Origin of the sequence: Mitsuokella jalaludinii DSM 13811 (assembly GCF_000702905.1) — a bacterium.
Lineage (GTDB): Bacteria > Bacillota > Negativicutes > Selenomonadales > Selenomonadaceae > Mitsuokella > Mitsuokella jalaludinii.
The window spans coordinates 43217-65143 of sequence record NZ_JNKR01000003.1 but is presented as its reverse complement, the minus strand read 5'-3'; the positions used below and the strand labels follow the sequence as shown (position 1 = coordinate 65143).

General features: G+C 58.3%; 16 protein-coding genes. 5 read left to right on the top strand and 11 right to left on the bottom strand.

Features of this window, described 5'->3' with window-relative positions:
• On the top strand, window positions 1-1422 hold the full coding sequence (locus T518_RS03525) for an alanine/glycine:cation symporter family protein (protein ID WP_036375281.1): 1422 nt from the start codon (window positions 1-3) through the stop codon (window positions 1420-1422).
• A 69-nt stretch (window positions 1423-1491) separates the two neighbouring features.
• Here the strand turns inward: T518_RS03525 and T518_RS03520 are convergent, their stop codons facing one another.
• The 5 genes from T518_RS03520 to T518_RS03500 all read right to left on the bottom strand — a co-directional run bounded on the left by T518_RS03520 (window position 1492) and on the right by T518_RS03500 (window position 7770).
• Window positions 1492-3159 carry a nucleoside kinase gene (locus T518_RS03520; RefSeq protein ID WP_036375278.1) on the bottom strand — a complete coding sequence of 556 codons (1668 nt, stop codon included), beginning with the start codon at window positions 3157-3159 and terminating at the stop codon, window positions 1492-1494.
• Window positions 3160-3279: 120 nt separating this feature from the next.
• On the bottom strand, window positions 3280-4278 hold the full coding sequence (locus tag T518_RS03515; protein ID WP_036375275.1) for an inorganic phosphate transporter: 999 nt from the start codon (window positions 4276-4278) through the stop codon (window positions 3280-3282).
• Window positions 4271-4897, bottom strand: a complete 627-nt coding sequence (locus T518_RS03510; RefSeq protein WP_005839353.1) for a DUF47 domain-containing protein — start codon at window positions 4895-4897, stop codon at window positions 4271-4273. Before T518_RS03510 ends, T518_RS03515 begins: the two co-directional genes overlap by 8 nt.
• A 205-nt stretch (window positions 4898-5102) precedes the next feature.
• Complete coding sequence (locus T518_RS03505; RefSeq protein WP_036375263.1) at window positions 5103-6347, bottom strand: aminotransferase class I/II-fold pyridoxal phosphate-dependent enzyme; 1245 nt, start codon at window positions 6345-6347, stop codon at window positions 5103-5105.
• A 190-nt stretch (window positions 6348-6537) separates the two neighbouring features.
• Window positions 6538-7770: an aspartate kinase gene (locus tag T518_RS03500; RefSeq protein WP_036375260.1), complete on the bottom strand. Its 1233-nt coding sequence runs from the start codon at window positions 7768-7770 to the stop codon at window positions 6538-6540.
• 359 nt (window positions 7771-8129) lie between these two features.
• On the opposite strand from T518_RS03500, the gene uraA reads away from it, so the two are divergent.
• The 3 genes from uraA to fba all read left to right on the top strand — a co-directional run bounded on the left by uraA (window position 8130) and on the right by fba (window position 11447).
• The gene (gene uraA, locus T518_RS03495) at window positions 8130-9419 is read left to right on the top strand and encodes a uracil permease (RefSeq protein ID WP_036375257.1); all 1290 of its coding nucleotides are present in this window, start codon (window positions 8130-8132) and stop codon (window positions 9417-9419) included.
• Window positions 9416-10315: an RluA family pseudouridine synthase gene (locus T518_RS03490; RefSeq protein WP_036375254.1), complete on the top strand. Its 900-nt coding sequence runs from the start codon at window positions 9416-9418 to the stop codon at window positions 10313-10315. The genes uraA and T518_RS03490 overlap by 4 nt, the downstream gene beginning before the upstream one ends.
• Window positions 10316-10448: 133 nt before the next feature.
• Window positions 10449-11447: a class II fructose-1,6-bisphosphate aldolase gene (gene fba, locus T518_RS03485; RefSeq protein WP_036375251.1), complete on the top strand. Its 999-nt coding sequence runs from the start codon at window positions 10449-10451 to the stop codon at window positions 11445-11447.
• Between the two features lie 144 nt (window positions 11448-11591).
• Here the strand turns inward: fba and T518_RS03480 are convergent, their stop codons facing one another.
• Window positions 11592-12356 carry an HAD family hydrolase gene (locus tag T518_RS03480; RefSeq protein WP_036375248.1) on the bottom strand — a complete coding sequence of 255 codons (765 nt, stop codon included), beginning with the start codon at window positions 12354-12356 and terminating at the stop codon, window positions 11592-11594.
• Window positions 12357-12443: 87 nt separating this feature from the next.
• Window positions 12444-14228: a B12-binding domain-containing radical SAM protein gene (locus T518_RS03475; RefSeq protein ID WP_244881928.1), complete on the bottom strand. Its 1785-nt coding sequence runs from the start codon at window positions 14226-14228 to the stop codon at window positions 12444-12446.
• 158 nt (window positions 14229-14386) lie between these two features.
• On the opposite strand from T518_RS03475, the gene pepF reads away from it, so the two are divergent.
• Window positions 14387-16183, top strand: a complete 1797-nt coding sequence (pepF, locus tag T518_RS03470) for an oligoendopeptidase F (protein WP_248617148.1) — start codon at window positions 14387-14389, stop codon at window positions 16181-16183.
• Between the two features lie 380 nt (window positions 16184-16563).
• Here pepF and rpmB read toward each other — a convergent pair whose 3' ends face one another.
• The 4 genes from rpmB to fusA all read right to left on the bottom strand — a co-directional run bounded on the left by rpmB (window position 16564) and on the right by fusA (window position 21905).
• A complete protein-coding gene (gene rpmB, locus T518_RS03465; protein WP_036375242.1) occupies window positions 16564-16755 on the bottom strand; it encodes a 50S ribosomal protein L28 in 192 nt (63 codons plus the stop codon).
• Between the two features lie 106 nt (window positions 16756-16861).
• On the bottom strand, window positions 16862-17851 hold the full coding sequence (locus tag T518_RS03460) for a response regulator (RefSeq protein ID WP_036375238.1): 990 nt from the start codon (window positions 17849-17851) through the stop codon (window positions 16862-16864).
• Window positions 17852-17865: 14 nt separating this feature from the next.
• On the bottom strand, window positions 17866-19686 hold the full coding sequence (locus T518_RS03455) for an ATP-binding protein (RefSeq protein ID WP_036375236.1): 1821 nt from the start codon (window positions 19684-19686) through the stop codon (window positions 17866-17868).
• Window positions 19687-19844: 158 nt separating this feature from the next.
• Window positions 19845-21905: an elongation factor G gene (gene fusA / locus T518_RS03450; protein WP_036375233.1), complete on the bottom strand. Its 2061-nt coding sequence runs from the start codon at window positions 21903-21905 to the stop codon at window positions 19845-19847.
• Between the last annotated feature and the right edge of the window lie 22 nt (window positions 21906-21927).

Here is a 21927-nt window from a genome sequence, read left to right as displayed (position 1 = left end):
ATGGATGCATTGAATGCGGTGGTCTCCGCCATCAACAACGTGCTGTGGTCCTACGTGCTCATCGTCGTGCTCGTCGGCTGCGGCATCTGGTTCACGCTCTCCACGCGGTTCGTACAGCTGCGCATGCTGCCAGAGATGATCCGGCTGCTGACGGAGGGCATCGGCCACAAGACGGAAGGCGATGCGATAAGCTCCTTCCAGGCCTTCTGCGTCAGCACGGCTTCGCGCGTCGGCGTCGGCAACATCGCAGGCGTCGCGATTGCCATCGTCACGGGCGGCCCCGGCGCCGTCTTCTGGATGTGGGCCATCGCCTTCCTCGGCTGTGCGACGGGCTTCGTTGAGAGTACGCTCGCCCAGATCTACAAGCTGCCGCGCGGCAACGGCAAGTTCCACGGCGGCCCGGCCTACTACATCAAGAATGCGCTGCGCCAGCCCGGCGTAGCCAAGCTCTTCGCCTTCCTGATCTCGGTGACGTTCGGTCTCATCTACGTATCCGTACAGGCCAACACGATTGCGCTGTCCGCCCAGACGGCCTTCGGCATTGCCCCGATCTATTCCGCTGCCTTCCTCTGCGTGCTGACGGCGCTCGTCATCTTCGGCGGCATGTCGCGCATCGCGAAGTTCACGGAATTCCTCGTGCCCATCATGGCTGGCATCTACCTCTTGACGGCCTTTGCCATCATCCTGCTCAACATCGATAAAGTCCCGGCGATGTTCGCCTTGATCCTCCACGATGCCTTCTCGCCGCAGGCGGCTGTCGGCGGCGGACTCGGCACAGCTGTCATCACCGGCGTCAAGCGCGGCCTGTTCTCCAACGAGGCCGGTGAAGGCTCCGTGCCGAATGCCGCAGCGACGGCCGATGTCACCCACCCGATCAAGCAGGGCCTCGTCCAGGCCTTCGGCGTCTACGTTGACACCTGGATCGTCTGCTCTGCCACAGCCTTCATCGTTCTCTTGACGGGCCAGTACACGATCGGCGGCGAGCTCACCGGCATCGCCCTCGCCCAGGCATCGCTCGCGAGCATCTTCGGGCCGCTGGCACCGGCAGCTGTCTCCATCCTCATTTTGATGTTTGCCTTCAGTTCCATCGTCGGCAACTACTACTACGGAGAAATCAACATCGCCTTCTTTGAAGGCAATACCAGGAAATACCTGCTCGTCTTCCGCGCAGGTGTCGTGATCATGGTCTTCTTCGGCTGCCTGGCTGAGCTCTCCCTCGTCTGGAACCTCGCCGACCTCTTCATGGGCTTCCTGTGCCTGACCAACCTCTACGCTGTCATCCGCCTCTCCAAGTACGCGCGCATCGCCCTGTTCGACTATGTCAAGCAGAAGAAAGAAGGCCACGAGGAACCGGCCTTCGACCCCGCCATCCTCGGCGACGAGCACGGCATCCACGCCTGGGGCGTAGACAAGATCAAATAATCCCCTCCCCCAACATCAAATATCAGATAACAAAAAGCTGCCCAGAACAATGGGCAGCTTTCTTGTCATTCACACCTGATCTTCTCCCTTGAAGAACACAGACTTGCCGATGAACTCGCGCAGGATGGAGTTATTCGGCACATCGTCCTCATCGGGCAAATCGAGGAAGTACTGGCAGAAGTCGAGCAGGCGCCTTGCCTTCGTGTACTCCGGCACATCCGGCGTCACGGCCTCGAGCATCGGCACGGCGTAGCGGCGCAGCGCTGCAAGCTCATAGATCATCGCGGAGTTGAACATGACGTCCGCCTCTTCCTGATACGGGAAGATGTACTTCTCCTCCCCCTGGCGCACATCCGGCCACTGCTTGAGGGTCTTCAGCGCGCTCGCGCCGCGGAACTGGTAGTCGCGCACGAGGCGGCGGATGAGGCGCGCATCTGTCGTCGGAATGCGGTTATGGGCATCGATGTTGAGCTGCGTCAGCGCGCTGACGTAGATCTTGAACTTGTAGTCACGCGGGATGGCCGCCGTGAGCTTCTCGTTGAGGCCGTGAATGCCCTCGACGATGATGGGCTGGCTCTTCTCGAGTGTCAGCGGCTCCTGCCCCTCCCACTCGCGTTCACCCGTCTTGAAGTTGTAACGCGGCAGCACGACGCTCTCCCCCTTGAGCAGTGCGAGCATGTCCTTGTTGAAGAGGCCGACGTCGAGCGCCTCCAGGCACTCGTAATCGTAGGCCCCTGCTGGTGTCTTCGGCGTCTCCTCGCGGTTGACAAAGTAATTGTCGAGCGAGATGGATACGGGCCGCAACCCCATGACCTGCATCTGCACGCGCAGACGCTGCGCGAAGGACGTCTTGCCCGACGAGGAAGGCCCCGCGATGAGGATCAGGCGCAGCTTCCGGCAGTGCTTGGCGATGTAGTCGGCAATCTCGGCGATGTGCTTCTCCTGCAGGGCCTCCGAGACGCGGATGACCTCGCTGATGCGGCCCGTGCGGATGGCCCGGTTGAGGTCTGTGACATAGCGGCAGCGCAGGATGTCGGCCCAGTTCTTCGCCTCGGTCAAGACCTCCGAGAGCTTTGGCTGCGGCATGGTTTTCGGCACGCTGCCGCGGCTCTTGAGGTCTGGCGTGCGCAGGAGGACGCCGGACTCAAAAATATCAAGCGCAAACTTGCCAAGATGGCCCGTCGAGCCGATCATCGCACCGTAGAGGTAGTCGCAGTATCCGCCGCAGCGGTAGATGCTGACGTTCGGCAGCTTGAGCGAAGCGATGAGATTGGCCTTCTCGACCTGCTTCGTCTCCTTGAAGAGCTTGACCGCTTCGTCGCGGCTGAAGACCTCCTTGACGATGGGGCGGTTTTCCTGAACGATGACGCGCATCTCTCGCTCGATTGCCGTGACCATCTCTGGCGTCAGCGGCTTCCCCGGCACGCTGATCTCGCAGTAAAGGCCGTTGTTGGCGCGGAACATCGCCGCGACTTCCGCCTCTGGATAGAGCTCATGCACGGCCATGATCAACAGGAACTCGACCGTACGCCGGTAGATGATCCAGCCCTCTTCGCTCTCGAGCTCGACAAATTCGACAGAACGCGACTTGCCCACCGGCGTCTGCAGGTCGTGCAGCGTGTTGTCGAGCTTGACGGCAACAATGCGGCTCGCGTATTCCTGCTGGTAATCCGCTGCGAGGTCGCGCGGCATGACTTCCGGCAGGATATTCCTCTCTTTCCGTATCGTGACAAACATGTCAATGCCCCCTTCTTGAACCCTTTCTGAAACAAAAACCGGAACATGTGTTACTCTTATTGTAGCACATGTTCCGGTTCAAATGTCAGTCCAAACATCGGGAACGTGGTTTCATATTTCTCATTTGAAGATCCAAAGTACGAACTGGTAGGCAACGGCGCCCATCACGGCCGTGCACGGGATTGTCAGCACCCAGGCCGTGACCATCTGCTGTGCGACGCCCCAGCGGACGGCATTGACGCGCTTGGCCGTGCCGACGCCCATGATGGAGCCCGAGACGACGTGCGTCGTCGAGACAGGCAGGTGCAAGAGCGTTGCCGAGAAGATGACCATCGATGAGTTGAGGTCAGCAGCGAAGCCCGAAATCGGCTCGAGCTTGAAGATCTTGCCGCCGATCGTCTTGATGATGCGCCAGCCGCCGACGGCCGTGCCGCAGGCCATCGCCGTCGCCGCGAGGACCTTGACGTACGTCGGAACCTCGAAGACGTCGATGTAGCCGCCCGAGAGCAGGGCCAGCGTGATGATACCCATCGACTTCTGCGCATCGTTCGAGCCGTGCGAGAAGGCCATCATCGCAGCCGAGAGGATCTGCATCTTCTTGAATTTGCCGTTGATGGCCGACGGGCTGAAGCGCCCGAAGATGCGGAAGAGCACGGTCATGACGAGACAGCCCGTCACGATGGCGATGATCGGCGAGGCGATCAGCGAGAGCACGATCTTGCCGATGCCGTAGAAGTTCAGGCCGTCCGAGCCGACGGAGACGAGCACCGCACCGATGACACCGCCGACGAGCGCATGCGACGAGCTCGACGGCACAGCGAACCACCAGGTAATGAGGTTCCAGACGACCGCGCCGATGAGCGCCGCGATGATCACGTGTTCGTCGACATGCTGGGCCGACTTGACGATGTCCGCGCCGATGGTCTTCGCGACGCCCGTGCTGTACATGGCACCGAGAAAGTTGAGGAACGCCGCCATGATGATGGCGTGGCTCGGATGGAGAGCTCGCGTGGAGACGGACGTTGCAATGGCATTGGCTGTATCGTGGAAGCCATTGATGAAGTCAAACAGCAGTGCGAGCCCGATGACTGTAAAGATCAAGAGCTGGAGTTCAGGCATACTTCATTACCACTCCTCGGAGCATATCTGCAATCTTCTCGCAGTGGTCGAGCGTGTTCTCGAGGTTCTCGAGGATGTCCTTCCACTTGATGAGCTCGATCGGATCTTTCTCTTTGTCGAAGAGGTAGGCGACTTCATGGCGATAGACGCGGTCACCCTCGCTCTCGAGGCGGCCAATCTTGTGGGTTGCCTCGAGGATCTGCGCCTGATTCTTGCGGATGTTCTTCAAGAGCGAGAACGCACGGATAATCTCCTCGGTGCTCTCGATAAGCAGCTTCGTCAGCGTGACCGCGCCGCTCATCGCCTTGCCCGTCCGGTACATCACGATGCGCTGCAAGGTCCCCTGCAGATTGTCCACACCATCATCGAGGCCATTGGCCAGCGCGTAGATATCCTCGCGGTCAATCGGCGTGATGAAGGTCAGATTCAGCTTATCGATGATCTTATCGTTTACGGCATCGGCTGCGTGCTCGAGGTCAACAACTTCCTTCACCTTGTCAGCGGCCTTGCTGTAATCCAGCATGACTTCGTCCATCATGAGTGCACCCTGGTAGAAATACTGGGCGCTTTCTACGAACAAGTCAAAGAACTCGCTGTCCTTCTGCTTGAACTTAAACATCTTCTTCTGCGTCCTCCTAGATCATGAACGAAAACGAACCTATTGCATTGTAGTGCAGTGTTAACAAACCTTAACAATTAAACTATAACATCAATCACGGCACACATCAATAAAAAAATTTCAGCGCATACAAAAAAGCGCGCGAAAAAAGGCCCGACATCCGCCGCAAAAAGCGGATGCGGGCCTTTCGGTCGTATCGGGAAAATTAGCCTTCGACGGCCTGCAGAGCCTTGAGGACCTTCGGAGCGATGCCCTTCATCTTCTCGGCCGAGACGGAGCAGGCGGCGATGCGGACGCCGAGCTTCAGCGGTACTGCGAAGATCAGGTCATCGTGCAACTTGTCGCAGACGGCCTGCGGGTCCTTCGCCGGCACGGCGAGGAAGAAGCCGCCCTTGTACGGAAGGGCATTGAGGCCGCATGCCTTCGCCTCTTCCATGAAGAGGTTGCCGCGATGCTGGATCATCTTGTAGTAATCATCGCGCTCTTTCTCGAACTGTGCGAGCGCGCTCTTGTCCTGCTGGATGCGGGCGAGCAGCGTCATCGCGCCACGGTTGATGTTCGACCACGTCGCGCGGCTCGTGTACTTGTTGACTTCCTTGAACTCCGTGATGACTTCCTGGCTCGAGGAGACGGCGACGAGTGCACCCGTGCGCTGGCCGTAAGCCGTGTAGCCCTTCGACATCGAGAAGGCGAACATGACGAGAATGTTGCTCGGCAGATTGCCGAACTTCTTCATGAAGCGGCGCGTCTCGTTCTTCTCGCCGGCGAAATCGATGTAGGCGATGTCGACGAGGATGCTCATCTTCTTGCCCTTAGCTGCATACTTCTTCGTGAGGTCGAGGACATTGTCCCAGTCCTCCTCCGTCAGGCTGAAGCCCGTCGGGTTATGGGCCGGCGTGTTGATGATCGTCAGCAGGCTGTCCTGCTTCGCCATGATCGCGTCGACCTTCGCCGTGAAGTCCTCGATGTTGAAATTGTTGTCCGCATCGAAGAGCTTGTAGTTCGTCAGATGCGAGCCGCACTCGTTGCAGATGACGTTGTAGGTGCCCCAGAACCAGTCGGCCGTCAAGACTTCATCGCCACGCTCCGCATAGTTAGCCACAGCGTGATGGATGGCACCCGTGCCGCCCGCCGTCGCGATGGCACCGAAGTAGCCCTCCGGCTTCTGGTCAGCAAACGTCAGGTCAATGACAGCGTCGAGGTACTCAGGAAGCCCCGGGATTGGCGCATAGCGCGCGTAATCCTCGATGGACAGCGAGCGGAAGACGCGCTCCATCGTCGGGATGCTCGCGAACTTGCCGTCCTCGTCCATCATGACGCCCATCGTCGCATTCGTGACCTTGTCGGCGCCATACTTCTCTGCTGCCTCGCGGCATGCTGCGCTCGCACCAAAAATCGCATCCTTCAATCTCTTGCTCGCTGCATGCGAAGCCGCCATACTCGTCATCATAAAATAACTTCCTTCCATACAAACCAATATCCATATAATGAGTATATCATAAACGTTTTCCACCCATATGTCCATATACCGAAAAAACGTATACAATATTTCTCAGCATCTCGATTCCCCCGCGCATCGGAAGATCTCAGCGCGCGGTCAACAAGAAAGAGCCACCCCCGAAAGAGCGGCTCCCTCATGTTTATGCCTTAGCCGGGAAGAACTCGTCGTGGATTGCATTGACTGCATCCTTGAGCTGCGAGCCCTTGACGAGGCAGGAAATGCTGATCTCCGACGTGCTGATGATATCGATGTTGATCTGGGCCTTCGACAGAGCGCCGAACATGCGCGCTGCGATGCCCGGGTTGCCGAGCATGCCGGCGCCGACAATCGAGACTTTCGCGACATCCTCCTCGATGAGGACGGCGATGGCGTTGAGCTTATCGGCAACCTTGTCGACGACCTTCTTGGCCTGCGCCAGGTCATCCGTCGCCACCGTGAAGACCATGTCCGTGACATTCTTCTCGATGTTGCGGATGCTCTGCACGATCATGTCGACATCGATGTTGGCCTCAGCGAGAGCCGAGAAAATCTCATGGGCGATGCCCGGCGTGTTCGGGATGCCCAGGACGGCAATCTTTGCTACCTTCTCATCGTGTGCGACACCGCGGATCACAAAATCCTTATCTTCCATTGTATAATCCTCCCTAATGATCGTGCCCGGTTTGTTCGTGAACGTCGAACGAACGTGAATCGGGATGTTGAAATACTTGCCCATCTCGACGGAACGCGGCTGCATGACGCCGGCGCCGAGGCGCGCCATCTCGAGCATCTCGTAATACGTGATCTCCTTCATCTTGCGCGCATTCTTGACGATGCGAGGGTCAGCCGAGTAGACGCCGTCGACGTCCGTGTAGATCTCGCAGCTGTCGGCCTTGAGTGCACCGGCCAGTGCGACAGCCGACGTGTCCGAGCCACCGCGGCCGAGCGTCACGAAATCGCCGATCTCGTCCGAGCCCTGGAAACCAGCGACGACGACGATGTTGCCCTTGTCGAGTTCCTCATGGACGCGCTTCGGCTGGATGTCCTTGATGCGGCCCTTCGTGTGCACAGAGTCCGTGCGCATGCCCGCCATCGGCCCCGTCAGGGAAATGGCCGGCTGGCCGAGCGACTTGAAGGCCATCGCGAGCAGCGCGATGGAAACCTGCTCACCCGTCGTCAGCAGCATGTCCATCTCTCGCGCGTACTGGTACGGGTCCTTCGTGATGCCATTGGCCAGGGTGATGAGATCATCCGTCGTGTCGCCCATCGCAGATACGACCATGACAATCTGGTCGCCCGGCTGCTTCTCGCTGAGCACTCTCTTCGCTACATTCATGATTTTCTCTGTGGTAGCGACCGAGCTGCCACCGAATTTCTTTACAATAAGCGCCATGTTTCTCCCCCTAAACATCTGCCGGCACATCCGCCATAAACGGACAGCGCAGGCGTTTTGTTTGTTAAAGTGTTTAATCGAGACATATTATACAAGAATTTCAGCGGCCTGTCTACCGTCTTTCACGATTTTTGCGTAAAAATGTTTTCTAGGGAAGCACATATGAAAGTCATCATGTTACATTCTCAGCAAAAAACAGAAGATATTATCCTGTAAATGATAAGATTTTCCGCTTTTTCAAGGGAAAACAAGAAAAGTGGACAGCTGTCCCATCCTATGATAAATTGGATACGGAATGAATTGATCCATAAGACTAGACGCGCAAGAGCAGTCATAGTAATCGAAAGGAGTGTCTCATCTTGCAAAAACGTCCCATTGGTGTCGAAGAGAAGCTGCCGCTTCTCGAGACGATCCCACTCTCGCTGCAGCATCTCTTCGCGATGTTCGGCTCCACCGTGCTCGTACCGATCCTCTTCAAGATCAACCCGGCCACGGTCCTCCTGTTCAACGGCATCGGCACGATCCTCTACCTCGTGCTCTGCAAGGGGAAGATCCCGGCCTACCTCGGCTCGAGCTTTGCCTTCCTCTCGCCTGTCTTCCTCGTGCTCGCGCAGTACAGCTATGAGGCAGCCCTCGGCGGCTTCATCTGCGTCGGCATCGTCTTCTGCCTCGTCGGCCTGCTCGTGCGCGCCGTCGGCACGGGCTGGATCGATGTGATCTTCCCGCCCGCCTCGATGGGTGCCATCGTCGCCGTCATCGGCCTCGAGCTCATGCCGACAGCCGCGGGCATGGCCGGCCTCACGGGCGACAAGGCGGACAGCACGGCGATGTTCGTCTCGCTCGCGACGCTGGCCATCACCATCTTCGCCTCCGTCGCCTTCAAGGGCTTCCTCTCCATCATCCCGATCCTCATCGGCGTCGTCAGTGGCTACATCATCGCGGCCATCTGCGGCATCGTCGACTGGACGCTTGTCGAGAGCGCGCCTTGGTTCGCCCTGCCGACGTTCTACACGCCGAAGTTCGACCTCGGCGCCATCCTCATCATCCTGCCCGCCTCGCTCGTCGTCATCGTCGAGCACATCGGCCACCTGATCGTCACGGGCAACATCGTCGGCCACGACCTCACGAAGGATCCCGGTCTCGACCGCTCCATCTTCGGCAACGGCCTCTCGACCATCATCTCGGGCTTCTTCGGCTCGACGCCGAACACGACGTACGGCGAGAACATCGGCGTCCTCGCCATCACGAAGGTCTTCTCGACCTGGGTCATTGGCGGCGCGGCCGTCTTCGCCATCCTGCTCTCGTGCCTCGGCAAGCTCGCTGCGCTCATCCAGAGCATCCCGACGCCTGTCATGGGCGGCGTCTCCATGCTGCTCTTCGGCGTCATCGCCGCCTCGGGCATCCGCATCCTCGTCGAGGCCAAGGTCGACTACAACAACCCGATGAACCTCCTCTTGACGTCCATCGTCATGGGCATCGGCGTCTCGACGGCCAGCCTGACGATCGGCACCGTGAGCTTCAAGGGCATGTCGCTCGCCACGGTCGTCGCCATCATCCTCTCCCTCGCCTTCCGGCTCATCGCCATCGCACGCGGCGACAAGGCGCCGCTCACCGGCCAGGCCTCTTCGAAGGACACGACAAAAGAATGACGCAGATCCGCGTCGAACTGCCAGAAGCCTTGACGAGAATGCCCGTCAAGGCTTTTCTGACGCAGAAAGAAGGCATATCCTCCACCCAGTGGAAGCGCATCAAGCACTCCGGCACCTTCCGTGTGAATGGCATCCTCTGCAATGCCGCCCGCACCGAAGTCAGGTCGGGCGATATCATAACGTTTGACATCGTGCGGCCGTCGGACATCGAGCCAGAAGACCTGCCGCTCGACATCCGCTACGAGGACGACTACCTGATGGTCGTCAACAAGCCGGCGGGGCAGCTCGTTCACCCGACGACAAAAGAGGCGCATGGCACGCTCGGCAACGCTGTATTATATTGGTACAGAGCGCACGGCGAGCACCACGCCTACCATCCCGTGCACCGGCTCGACCGCAACACATCCGGCCTCGTCCTCATCGCCAAGGTCCCGCAGGTTCAGTACAAGCTGACGCCGCGCCGCGGCGAAGGCAAGCTCTTCCACCGCGAGTACCTCGCATTGATTGAGGGCGAGCTCACACCGCCTGAGGGGCTCATCGACGCGCCGATTGCCCGCGCGCTGCCGAGCATCATCCTGCGCAAAGTCTCGCCCGACGGACAGGCCGCCCGCACGCATTACGACACCGTGCAGACAGACGGGCATCTCTCGCTCGTCCACCTCATGCTTGACACGGGCCGCACGCATCAGATCCGCGTCCACCTCGCGCACCTCGGCCATCCGCTCCTCGGCGACGACCTCTACGGCGGCAGCCTCACGCGCATAAAGAGGCAGGCCTTGCACGCCGCGCGGCTCCACTTCCGCCATCCACTGACAAACGAGATGATCGATGTCCGCTCCCCCCTGCCGTCCGATATGGAACAGATTGTCTCGGATTTCCATCATCCGAAACGATAATTCCTATTATTTACGCGCGAATGACGATATTTTCATAAAAATTGACTTTCGCCTATACACCAAGGGCCTGTTCTATGCTATAATGAAGTCAGTTCGTATAAGTGAACATGATTTCATTAGGGGGTAATGAAAAATGCCATTAGTTGGAACGAAAGAAATGTTCAAGAAAGCTTACGAAGGCGGCTTCGCTATCGGTGCTTTCAACATCAACAACATGGAGATTGTACAGGGTATCACGGAAGCAGCTGCAGAGCTGAATTCCCCGGTTATCCTCCAGGCTTCCGCTGGCGCACGCAAGTACGCTAAGGGCCCGTATCTCCGTCACCTCGTCGAGGCAGCCCTCGAGGTCAACGATATTCCTATCGCTCTGCACCTCGATCATGGTCCGGATTTCGAGACCTGCAAGGCCTGCATCGATGATGGCTTCACGTCCGTAATGTTCGATGGCTCCAAGTACGAGTTCAAAGAGAACATCAAGCGCACGCAGGAAGTCGTTGCTTATGCACATGAGCATGGCGTCGTTGTCGAAGCTGAGCTCGGCAAACTCGCCGGCATCGAAGATGATGTAAAGGTCGCTGCTCACGAGGCAGCTTACACGCAGCCGGAAGAGGTTGAGGAATTCGTTCGTGAGACGGGCGTTGACTCCCTCGCTATCGCAATCGGCACGAGCCATGGCGCATTCAAGTTCAAACCGGAGCAGTGCACGCGCAATGCTGACGGCGTTCTCGTACCGCCTGAGCTCCGCTTCGACATCCTCGCTGAGATCGAGAAGAAGATCCCTGAGTTCCCGATCGTCCTGCACGGTGCTTCCTCCGTCATCCCGAAGTACGTCAAGATCATCAACGAGAACGGCGGCAAGCTCGATGACGCTGTAGGCATCCCGGAAGATCAGCTCCGCAAGGCTGCTAAATCCGCTGTCTGCAAGATCAACATCGACTCCGACCTGCGCCTCGCTATGACGGCTGGTATCCGCGAGCACTTCTTCGCTCATCCGGAGCACTTCGACCCGCGTCAGTACTGCGCTGACGGCCGCTCCTACATCAAGGAACTCGTTGAGCACAAGATCAAAGAGGTTCTCGGTTCTGAGGGCAGCGCTGCTGGTGTCATGGAGCTCGTTAACGCCAACAAGTAATCCTAGGATTCACCAAATGGCAACAAAAAAGACTGTGTTTCAGCACAGTCTTTTTTATTTTATTGCAGACATCTTGGCGTAAGAGGCGCTCAGGCATCCCTCCCGCCTGAGCTTGACGGGTGTTCAACTTCTGCCCCTCCGTTATCAAAGATGGGCCAGCAGCATATCTCCTACACTAGGATAGACAGCTACAGCGGCTTCTTTCATGAAAGGCTCTGCCGTTTCAACGGTGCAGCCGTGAAAGTATTTGACCGCCGGCAGATCGTTCTGGTCGTCGCCGATGAAGAGCGTCTCTTCTGGCTGCCAGCCGCTCACTTTCAGCAAGCGGCGCAGGCCGTCGCGCTTGTTGGCGTCCTTGAGATTGAAGTCAATGTAGTTGCGGTTGATGTTGCCGATGACCTCTGGGAAGGCTTTCGCGACTTCTGCCGTCACGGCTTCCGCCTCCTCCACCGATCCGCAGCGCATGCTGAGCTGGACGACCTTCTCCATCGACGCTGCGCGCTCAAACGTCAGCGTCTCCATCGGGATGACCAGGCCGAACTCGATGGACGAGCCGGTATCGAGCAGATACATATCCGTCTCGGTCAGCAATCGCATCGGGTTCTTGGTCTGGCGGATGAGTGGCAGACGGAGCATGCCCTTGACGAGCGTCTCCGCGAAACACAGGCTGGACAGGAACTCCCTCTTGTCGTTGACGATGACGGCACCGTTGTTGCAGACGAGGTAGTCGGGATGGAGCGCCGGGTACTTGCGCAGCTCGAACTCGATGAGACTCAGCCCCCTGCCCGTGCAGATGCCGAATTTATTGCCAGCAGCCTGCCACTTGGCGACGGCTTCGATATTTGACGCGGGGACGGGCTGGCGGTGTGGCGCGAACGTCCCGTCAAAATCAGTTGCAGCTAATTTCATTGTTCACACATCCTCATTTCTACAGCGCGGCACTTGCAGCTGCGCTCTTATTTTCATCAATAAAGCTATTATAGCACGATAAAGCTATTATAGCACGATTTCCTGGCATGTCACATCAGGGCCTGTGAAGTCGAAGAGCAACACCGTCTCGCGCGGCTCGGCAATGCCTTCGGCAGCCTTTCGCACATCGCAGGCAAAGAACTCGATATGGTAGCGGCCGCGCACGGCACGCCAGTTCTCGAAGACGAAGCCGGGCAGATAGGCGCGCGGCCTCTCGCTGCGCCAGAAGGGTGCCGTCTTATCTTGATGCTTTTCCATATCCCAGTCGAGATAAACGGGACGGATGCGGCCGCCGTCGGCCATCAGGGCATCAAAGCGCAGCAGGTTGTCGAGAAGAACTGCCGCCGTGCCATACGCATCCCCTGCAAAATCGCGCAATAAGCCGTAGAGGTCTTTTGTCGCATGGCCAACCTTATGATAGCCATGATTCTCCCACCAGTCGGTAAAGCGCTTCCAGAACGCAAAGGCATCACCGTGCTCCTGCGCCTTTATCAAGAAGTCGGCCGTATGGCGGCAGCGGCCCGCATTGTAGTACGTCTCAAAGACGTCCTCGAAGCTGTGGAACCAGCGGATCTCTCCGTACGTCAGGGCGTCGGACCGAAGCACTTCGTACGGTGCCATGGCCATGTACGCATAGCGGTATGGCTCGACGAGCTGCATCATCGAAGCGCCCTTGAGGAACTTCAGGAAGCCGAGCTGCAGCATGTCGGCGTGCAGCTCGTAGACATCGTTGAACGACCGCGCGAACGAATCCATGCCCTCGCCCGGCAGGCCGATGATGAGGTCGACATGCAGGTGCATGTTGTGGAACGAGAGGATGCGCCGGATGTGCGCGGCAATCTGTTCCCAGTGATTGCAGCGCGAGACAGCCTGCAATGTCTTCTCATTCGTCGACTGGATGCCGATCTCGAGCTGGACGCGGCCGCGCGGCATCTGCGCCAGCGTCTCTAGGACGTCTTCATCGAGGTAATCGATGGCCACCTCGAAGTGAAAGTTCGTGCGCACCGTCTGAGGAAGGGCCAGGATGTACTGCAGGATGGGCAGGAAATGCGACTTCTTGGCATTGAACGTCCGGTCGACAAACTTGACCTGACGCACGTCGTGGCGCACGAAGAAATCGAGCTCGCCAAAGACGCGCGCGAGCGGCAAAAAGCGCACTCCGGCCGTCGCACACGACAGGCAGTAAGCACAGGAGAACGGACAGCCACGCGATGTCTCATAATAGAGAATGCGTTCCTTGATGGGCTCCATCTCCGCCTCGCGGTAAGCAAAGGGCACCTGTGAGAAATCCGCTACGGTCACAGCCGTGCTCTCGTCGATGCTGCCGTCCTCCCGACGCATGGCGACGCCCGGCAGACTCACCAGACGGCTGACCTCAGCAGCCCGCGCCTTATCGAGCTTCACCGCGCGCAGCCGCTCAATGAGCTGCACGACAGCTTCCTCCCCCTCGCCGCGCACGACAAAGTCGACCATCGGGAACTCCCTGAAAAACGCTGCCGTATCGTATGAGACCTCCGGGCCGCCGCAGACGATGATGGTATCGGGCAGCGCCGCCGGCAGGAGCCGCAGCAAGTCCTTGACCATCTCGATATTCCAGATGTAGCAGGCAATGCCCAAGACACGCGGCCGCCGCTCATAGATCTCCCCGAGCGCCGCGAGCAGCTGATGGTTGATCGTGAGCTCCAAGATCTCCGAGCCTGGCACGCATTCGCGCAGGTAGCGCACGGCCAGCGATGTATGCGAGTACTTCGCGTTGATTGCCAGCCAAAGGATGCCCTCCTGTCCCCGTTCTTTCCACTCTCCGTTTTTCACGATATCCAACGCTCCCCTTCTTCTCATTCTATGTCCCCTATTGTAGCATGCGCCCCAAAAATCCGCAAAATGACAGAATCATGCCCGGCTATGCTATAATAGGGACAGCAGCATCACCCGCAAGGAAAACATGAACAAACCAGGAAAGGATGACCGATATGACAAATAAGACGATTCCCGCACGAAAAGACTGCCCTGCCACAGAGAAATGGCATCTGTCCGACATCTATGCGACACGAGAAGACTGGCAGGACGCACGCGACAGCATACCGGGACAACTCGATGATATCCAGTCGTTCCGCGGAAGGCTGAAGGACCCGCAGCAGCTGCTCAACTGCCTGACGAAGCAGGACGAGATGGAGATCACGCTCTCTTCCGTCTTTGCCTGGGCGCGCATGATGGCTGACACCGACACGGGCAACCAACAGTATCAGGCCGATGCCGCAAGCGTCATGCCGCTGCTCGACCAGACCGGCGCCGCGACGGCCTTCATCGAACCGGAGCTGCTGGCCCTGCCAGAGGAAACGCTCAAGAGCCTGCCCGATGCCCTGCCCGGCCTTGCGAAATACCGTTTCCGCCTGCAGGAGCTGCTGCGCATGAAAGCGCACATCCTGACGCCGGAGCAGGAAGCCTTCCTCGCGCGCACGGGTGAGCTCCGCAGCGCTCCGCGCAACACCTACACCGTCATGGCCAATGCCGACCTCAAATTCCCTGACACACTCTCAGAGGACGGCAGGCTCACGCCGCTCTCCGAGAGCCGCTATATGAACTTCCTGCGCAGCGAGAAGCGAGAAGTCCGCCAGGATGCGTTCACGAAGCTTTTCCAGACGTACCACGCCTTCCGCAACACCTTCGCCTCGCTCTACAGCGCCTCCGTCAAGAGCAGCCAGTTCACGGCCTCCATGCGCCACTACGAGACGATGCGCGCAGCGGCGCTCGATGTCAGCAACATCCCGCTCTCCGTCTACGACAGCGCCATCGAAGCGACACACGCCGCCCTTCCCGCGCTCCACCGCTACATGGCGGTCAAGAAGCGCCTGCTCAAGCTCGATAAGGTCCACATGTACGACCTCTACGTGCCCGTCATTGAAAAGCCAGCTGCCGCCTACACTTACGAGCAAGCCACAGCCATCCTCAAAGAAGCCCTCGCGCCGCTCGGCAGCACCTATGAGCATGACCTCTTCCAGGGCCTCGAGTCAGGCTGGGTCGACCGCTGCGAGAACCAGGGCAAGCGCAGCGGCGCCTACTCCTGGGGCGTCTACGGCGTCCATCCCTTCGTGCTCATGAGCTGGAACGACACCTACGAATCCATGAGCACCCTCGCCCACGAGATGGGCCACTCCATGCACAGCTGGTACAGCAGCCAGGAGCAGGACTTCGTCAACTCCGAATACACCATCTTCTGCGCCGAAGTCGCCTCCACGACGAACGAGAACCTGCTGCTCGAGTACATGCTCCAGCATGCAAAAGGGCGCGAGCGCCTCTACTATCTCAACCTCTACCTCGAGCAGATCCGCACGACAGTCTTCCGCCAGATGCTCTTCGCTGAGTTCGAACTCCTGACACACGCCGCCGTCGAGAAAGGCGAGGCCCTGACCGCCGACAAACTCGAATCCATCTGGATGAAGCTCAACCGCACCTACTACGGCGAAGACGTCGTCCTCGATACCGAGCTCGCCGCCGAATGGAGCCGCATCCCCCACTTCTACCGCCCCTTCTACGTCTACCAGTACGCAACAGGCTACGCTGCCGCCATGACCCTCTCCCACAACCTGCGCACAAAAGGCGAGCCCGCCCAGAAAGCCTATCTCCACTACCTCGCCAGCGGCGGCAGCAACTATTCCATCACCCTTCTCCAGCGTGCGGGCGTCGACATGACCACCCCCGAGCCCTTCCAGATCACCTTCCAGAAATTCACCGACTGCCTCAACGAACTCGAAACGCTGACCGAATAACCTCATCTCATCTGCGATTCCCTAAGCCAAAAGCCATTATCCATAAGCGAAGCTTCAGCCTGCTGCGCGGAGCGTTGGATAATGGCTTTCGGCGCCTCACCTTGCACTCACATAAGTCAAAAAACAGGTGTCCATAAGCGAAGCTTCGGCCTGCCGCGCGGAGCGTTGGACACCTGTTTTTTGACGCCTCGCCTTGCCTTGCCTCTCACTAACGTAAGTCAAAAAGAGGGTATCTATAAGCGCAACTTCAGCCTGCTGTGTGAAGCGTTAGATACCCTCTTTTTGACGCCTTGCCTTCTCGAACGCAAATAAATAGAGCAGATAAGATTCTCTCTTATCTGCTCTATTTATGATATATCAGCTTTGATATTATGCGCAAATCAAAGGGCACGCTGGACCTTGCCAGAACGCAGGCAGCGCGTGCAGACGTTGACACGTTTGACCTCACCGTCAACAACAGCGCGGACACGCTGGATGTTCGGCTTCCAGGAACGTTTCGTCTTCAGGTGGGAGTGGCTGACGTTGTTGCCGGACAGCTCGCCTTTTGCACAAAACTCGCAAACATTTGCCATGTGTTACACCTCCTTCATACTCAGGGGCATGATGACCCCCAAACACAATATAAGTATTCTACCACAAATGACGGACCCCTGCAAGTACTTTTGCTTGACAAGTCTCTCAAGCGATCATCGCCTCCGAGAAGTAGGCGAGCAGATTGCGATACTCCCCTAATGGCGTCTCAAACAGCAGCTTGCGAAGGAATTCCACCTCCTGGCGGCTGATGCCGTTCGTATGCGCCACACTGTTGCGCTTTTCCTTGACCGAAGAGATCAGCCTGACGAACCCCTGCGGCCAGCTGTTCTTGTCGCGGTAAACATGTGTGACCATCTCGCCCATCATAACTTTCGTCTGCTTGTCGACAAGGCCCTTGTGACGGAAGAGCTTCAGCATGATGTACTCCACGCCCTTCGCGTAGCCGATGGCCACGGGCGAATAGTCCATCTCCTTGTCCGTGATGTGGCGAAAAAGGACATCTGCCGATGCCAGAAACTTGATAGCCTTGGCGTCGAGATTCTCATAGTCCGCCTTGAGCGTGCGCTCCAGCGTCGTTAAATCTTCGTGGACATCGGCCGAAGCAACAGCTTGCTCCGTTGCCGGCGCATAGGCTTCGTAGAGTTTCTGCGCCTTGACATCGTCGTCCTTCTCGCTCTGCAGCGAATGGCGCAGGTTGCGAATCTCCTCTTCCTTGACACCGAGTAGCTGCGTCTTCGACCGCTCCCGCAGGATTTCCTTGAGCTTGAAGTAGAACTGCGTCTCTTCCATCGGCTTGTGCTGGTAATGGACCATGTCATACTGCGTGATGGACTCGAGTTCCTCCGCATTGTCATTCGCCGTCAGGAAGAGGATGGGCGTCTGTGGTGCCTGCTTGCGGATCCGTGGCAGTGCTTGGATGCCTGTCTCGCCGCCCGGCCCTGCTTGGAATAGGTTGTCGAGGATGATCAGCGCAATCTCGCCAACCGTGTGCGCGATGCGCCGCTTGCGCAGGCGGTCTAAAAAGACACGCGGGCTGTAGTAATCCTCAAAGGTCACCTCGGGGTATCTCTTTACGATGATGTGCTTCATGCTCTCGTGGAGCTCCTTTTCATCGTCTACGATGATGATCAGCATAAAATTCCTCCTTATCACACTGCTGCAGAAGTCTTAGACGATTTACGACTTGCATGTCCTGCTTCATCTGCCTGGCAGAGCGGGATGTAGATATCGGTCACGGCATATTTGCGGTCCGAGCCGCTCGGGCGCTCGGGCCATTCCCTGTTGTAGGCCTCTATCTGACCATTGAGAAGGTCGACGAACAGCGAGATGTACATCGTTCCCTCGCCCTTGCGTCCCTCTTCCTTCGAGCTCGGCACCGGTTCATGGTAGATCTTGTTGACGATGGTGGCGGGGAAGCCCGCGACATTGTCACGATAGCGGATGCGGTACCAGTCCGCCCCATCCTTCGACACCACGGCGAACTGCAGCTGCACATCGGCGTGGAAGGCATCATATCCCTCGAAGTCATCGCAGTCATCGAGCGCTTCGAGAACACGGTCGAGCTCCTGCCCCGTGTTGTACGAGAGGTTGTCGAGGATGCTCTCGATGCGGCACGCATTGAGGTTGACATGATGGCCAGCGAGGTTCTCGCGCGCATAGGTGATCGTCAGGCGCTCGCGCGAGAGGTCATCGGACAGGCAGTCCTTCTGGAAGTGCGCAATGAGCAATTCCGTCAGCTCTGCCGTATCGTAGACCGCTGGCTCTGTCGTGATGATGTCGGACGTCGCGTAGAGCTGCTTGATGATGCGCTCGACAGCCGGATGGATGAAGGCCTCGTAGAGGTGGTTCTCGAAAGCCACCGTCTCCTCCTGCGATGCCTTGCGGCCCGTCACTTCATTGCGCAGACTGTGGCCGCCGCTGTGGAGCTCCTGCTCCACAAAATCACGCCAGGAGAATTCCATGTTCTGGAGTGTCTGCGCCGGGTCGTACCGCGTCGTCTTGATGATGCCCTTCTCCAGTTGGTTGTGGACGAGCTTATAACGTTCCAATTTATTATTGGATTCCTTAAGCTCCTGATTTTTGTGTTCAAGTTCCTTTCTCCGTCGTTCAAGCTCCGCCTTATCTTTATTCTGCTTCTCGCCGTAGTAGAACAGAAAGATCAGCGCGGTGAAGAAGCAGTAGAAGTAGATGGCAAAGTCGTACGAGCGCTGGTAGTTCTTCTTGCGGATGAAGCTCGTATCTGACTTCCAGTCGTTGATGGAGAAGAGGATGGCCCGGCTGAAGCCATCGCTCCAATACGGGCGGTTCGCATACGAGTACGAGAAGGAATATGTGTTGGAACCGATTGTGAAATCATCAAACGGCACAAACTTGCTGTCATCGTCGTCGGGGTAGCCACCCGGGTACTTCTCGCGGAAGCGCACAAGGTACGGGATGCGCTCGACGTGATAATAGCGCGTGTAGTCCTCCGTGATGGGGCAGCTCTTGTAGGCCTTGCCGTTCTTCAGGATGGTGATGCCCACGCGGCTCGCAATCTTGCCGTCCCCGAGCTGCCAGATCTGATGGCGCAGCAGGTCGTCGATGCACTTGTCTTTCTCAGCCTGCGGCGCATCCATCGAGAGGATGCTCTGTACGCTGTTGTAGAGGACGAGCCCCTCCTCTGCTTTCGAGAACTTCGCGCCGTTGTAGAACGTCGTGAAACTGAAGAAGTACCAGGTCGCCCCTGCGAGTAGGAAAGCGAGCAGGAACGCCGTCATCTTCACCGAAAAGCTCAGCCGGCGGATGCTCCGGAACATCCCGACAGGGTACGCCCAGAACACGACGAGTAGGACGTACTGCACATAGGGGATTTCCTGATTCTCGTTAGCCGCATAGGCAACGATAGTGACGAGCGCGACCGACACGATGGTCCAGAGCTGCCAGAGCCTGCTCTGGCACCAGGCCTGAATGATATCTTTGATGATGTCCAAACTGCGAATGCGAATGGCCAATACAACACATCCCTTCTCTATATGATATACAGAATATCACTTATTCTTACAATAGAAACGCCCCACTGGCATGGATTCCCCATGTCAGCGGGGCGCTCCCCTCTATCCTATTCTACCACATCATGCTGCATGGTGCCTCAGTCCTTTGCGGCGCGGATGATCTCCTCTGCGTTTTTCTCGGGGACTGGCTCGTAGCGGGCGAAGGCGAGCGTGTAGCTACCGCGGCCCTGGGTCAGGGAGCGAAGCTCCGTCGCGAAACGGTAGAGCTGCGACTCAGGGATCTCGGCATGGATCTCGCTCATGTCCTTGCCCTTGCCCTCGATGCCGAGGATGCGCGCACGTTTGGAATTCAGGCGTCCCATGACATCGCCCATGTAATACTCCGGCGCGGTGATGCGGATGTCATCGATTGGCTCGAGCAGGATAGGGCTCGCCTCCATGACGCCCTTGCGGATGGCGAGGGCCGTCGCTGTCTTGAAGGCTGCCTCCGAGGAGTCGACCGTGTGGTACGAGCCGTCGTAGAGGTTGACCTTGACATCGACGACAGGGTAGCCCGCCAGCACGCCGCCAGAGAGCGTCTCGGCCGTGCCCTTCTCAACGGCCGGGATGTACTGGCGCGGCACACTGCCACCGAAGATTGTCTCGGTGAATGCATTGCCGGCGCCGGCCTCCTGCGGGCTGATCTCCAGCCAGACATCGCCGTACTGGCCGTGGCCGCCGCTCTGCTTCTTGTGCTTGCCCTGCACCTTGACGCTCTTGCGGATTGTCTCGCGGTATGCGACGCGCGGCTCATGCAGTTCGAGCTCGACGCCGAACTTGCGCTGAAGCTTGTCGCGCAGGACCTCGAGGTGAACCTCGCCGATGCCGCGCAGGATTGTCTCATGCGTCTCCGGATTCTTCTCCACGACGATGGTCGGGTCTTCATCCTGCTGCTTGGCAAGCGCGCCGAAAACCTTGTCCTCCTCGCCCTTCTTGTGGGCGGAAGCTGCCATCGCGAGCATCGGGGCCGGGTAGGCGATCTCCTCGTAGACGATGGGGTCGGCGCTATCGCAGAGCGTATCGCCCGTCCTGACCGACTGCAGCTTCGTCGTCGCGACGATATCGCCGGCCTCCGCAGCATTCAGATGCTCCTGGCGCTTGCCCTGCAAGGAGAAGATCGTACCGACGCGCTCCGCATTCTCCTTGTTGGGATGCATGTAAGTGGCATCGCCCTTCATCGTGCCAGAGAAGATGCGCAGGTAACTCATGCGGCCGACGAACGGGTCGACAACCGTCTTGAATACCTGTGCCGAGAACGCATCCTCCGTATGACGCTCCTTGAGGTCCCCGTCCTGCGGATCCATGCCGATGGCGACGTGGAAGTACGGCGTCGGCAGGTACTCGACGATGCCGTTCATGAGCTTCTTGACGCCGATATTCTGCTTCGCCGAGCCGCAGAAGACCGGGAAGATCTTGCCGGCCTGGATGCCCTCAATCAGAGCGGCCGCCACTTCGACCTCCGTGATCTCCGTACCTTCGATGTACTTCTCGAGCAATTCGTTGTTGAACTCCGCGACAGACTCGATGAGCTTCTGGCGCGCCTCCTCGACGTCGCCCTGGATGTATTCCGGGATGTCGGCGATGAGGTCTTCCTCGTCATGCGTGACGATCTTCATGTGCAGGGCCAAGAGGTCGACGACACCCTGGAAGGCCGCTTCCTGGCCAATCGGCAACTGCACGGGCACGACACCCGCGCCAAAGCGCACGCGCAGCTCTTCGACGACTTGCTGGAAGTCGGCGTGCTCGCGGTCCATCTTGTTGATGAAGAACGCGCGCGGCAGCTCCGCTTCCTCGGCATAGCGCCATGCCTTCTCCGTCTCGACCTCGATGCCAGACGGGGCCGAGATCACGATGAGGGCACTGTCCGCTGCCGTCAGCGCGCCCTTGACTTCGCCGACGAAGTCCGGATAGCCCGGCGTATCGATGAAATTGATCTTATAGTCACGCCATTCGCAGGCGGCAAGCTTCAGGTTGATCGTCATGCCGCGGCTCTCTTCCTCCGGCTCGCAGTCGAGCACACTCGTGTGCTCTTCCACACTGCCGAGGCGCTTGACAGCACCCGCATTGAACAGGCAGGCATCGAGCAGGCTCGTCTTGCCCGTCTTGCCATGGCCGATGACGGCAACGTTGCGCAGGTTGGAACTCTTGTAAGATTTCATCGCAATCCCTCCTAGTGCTTCC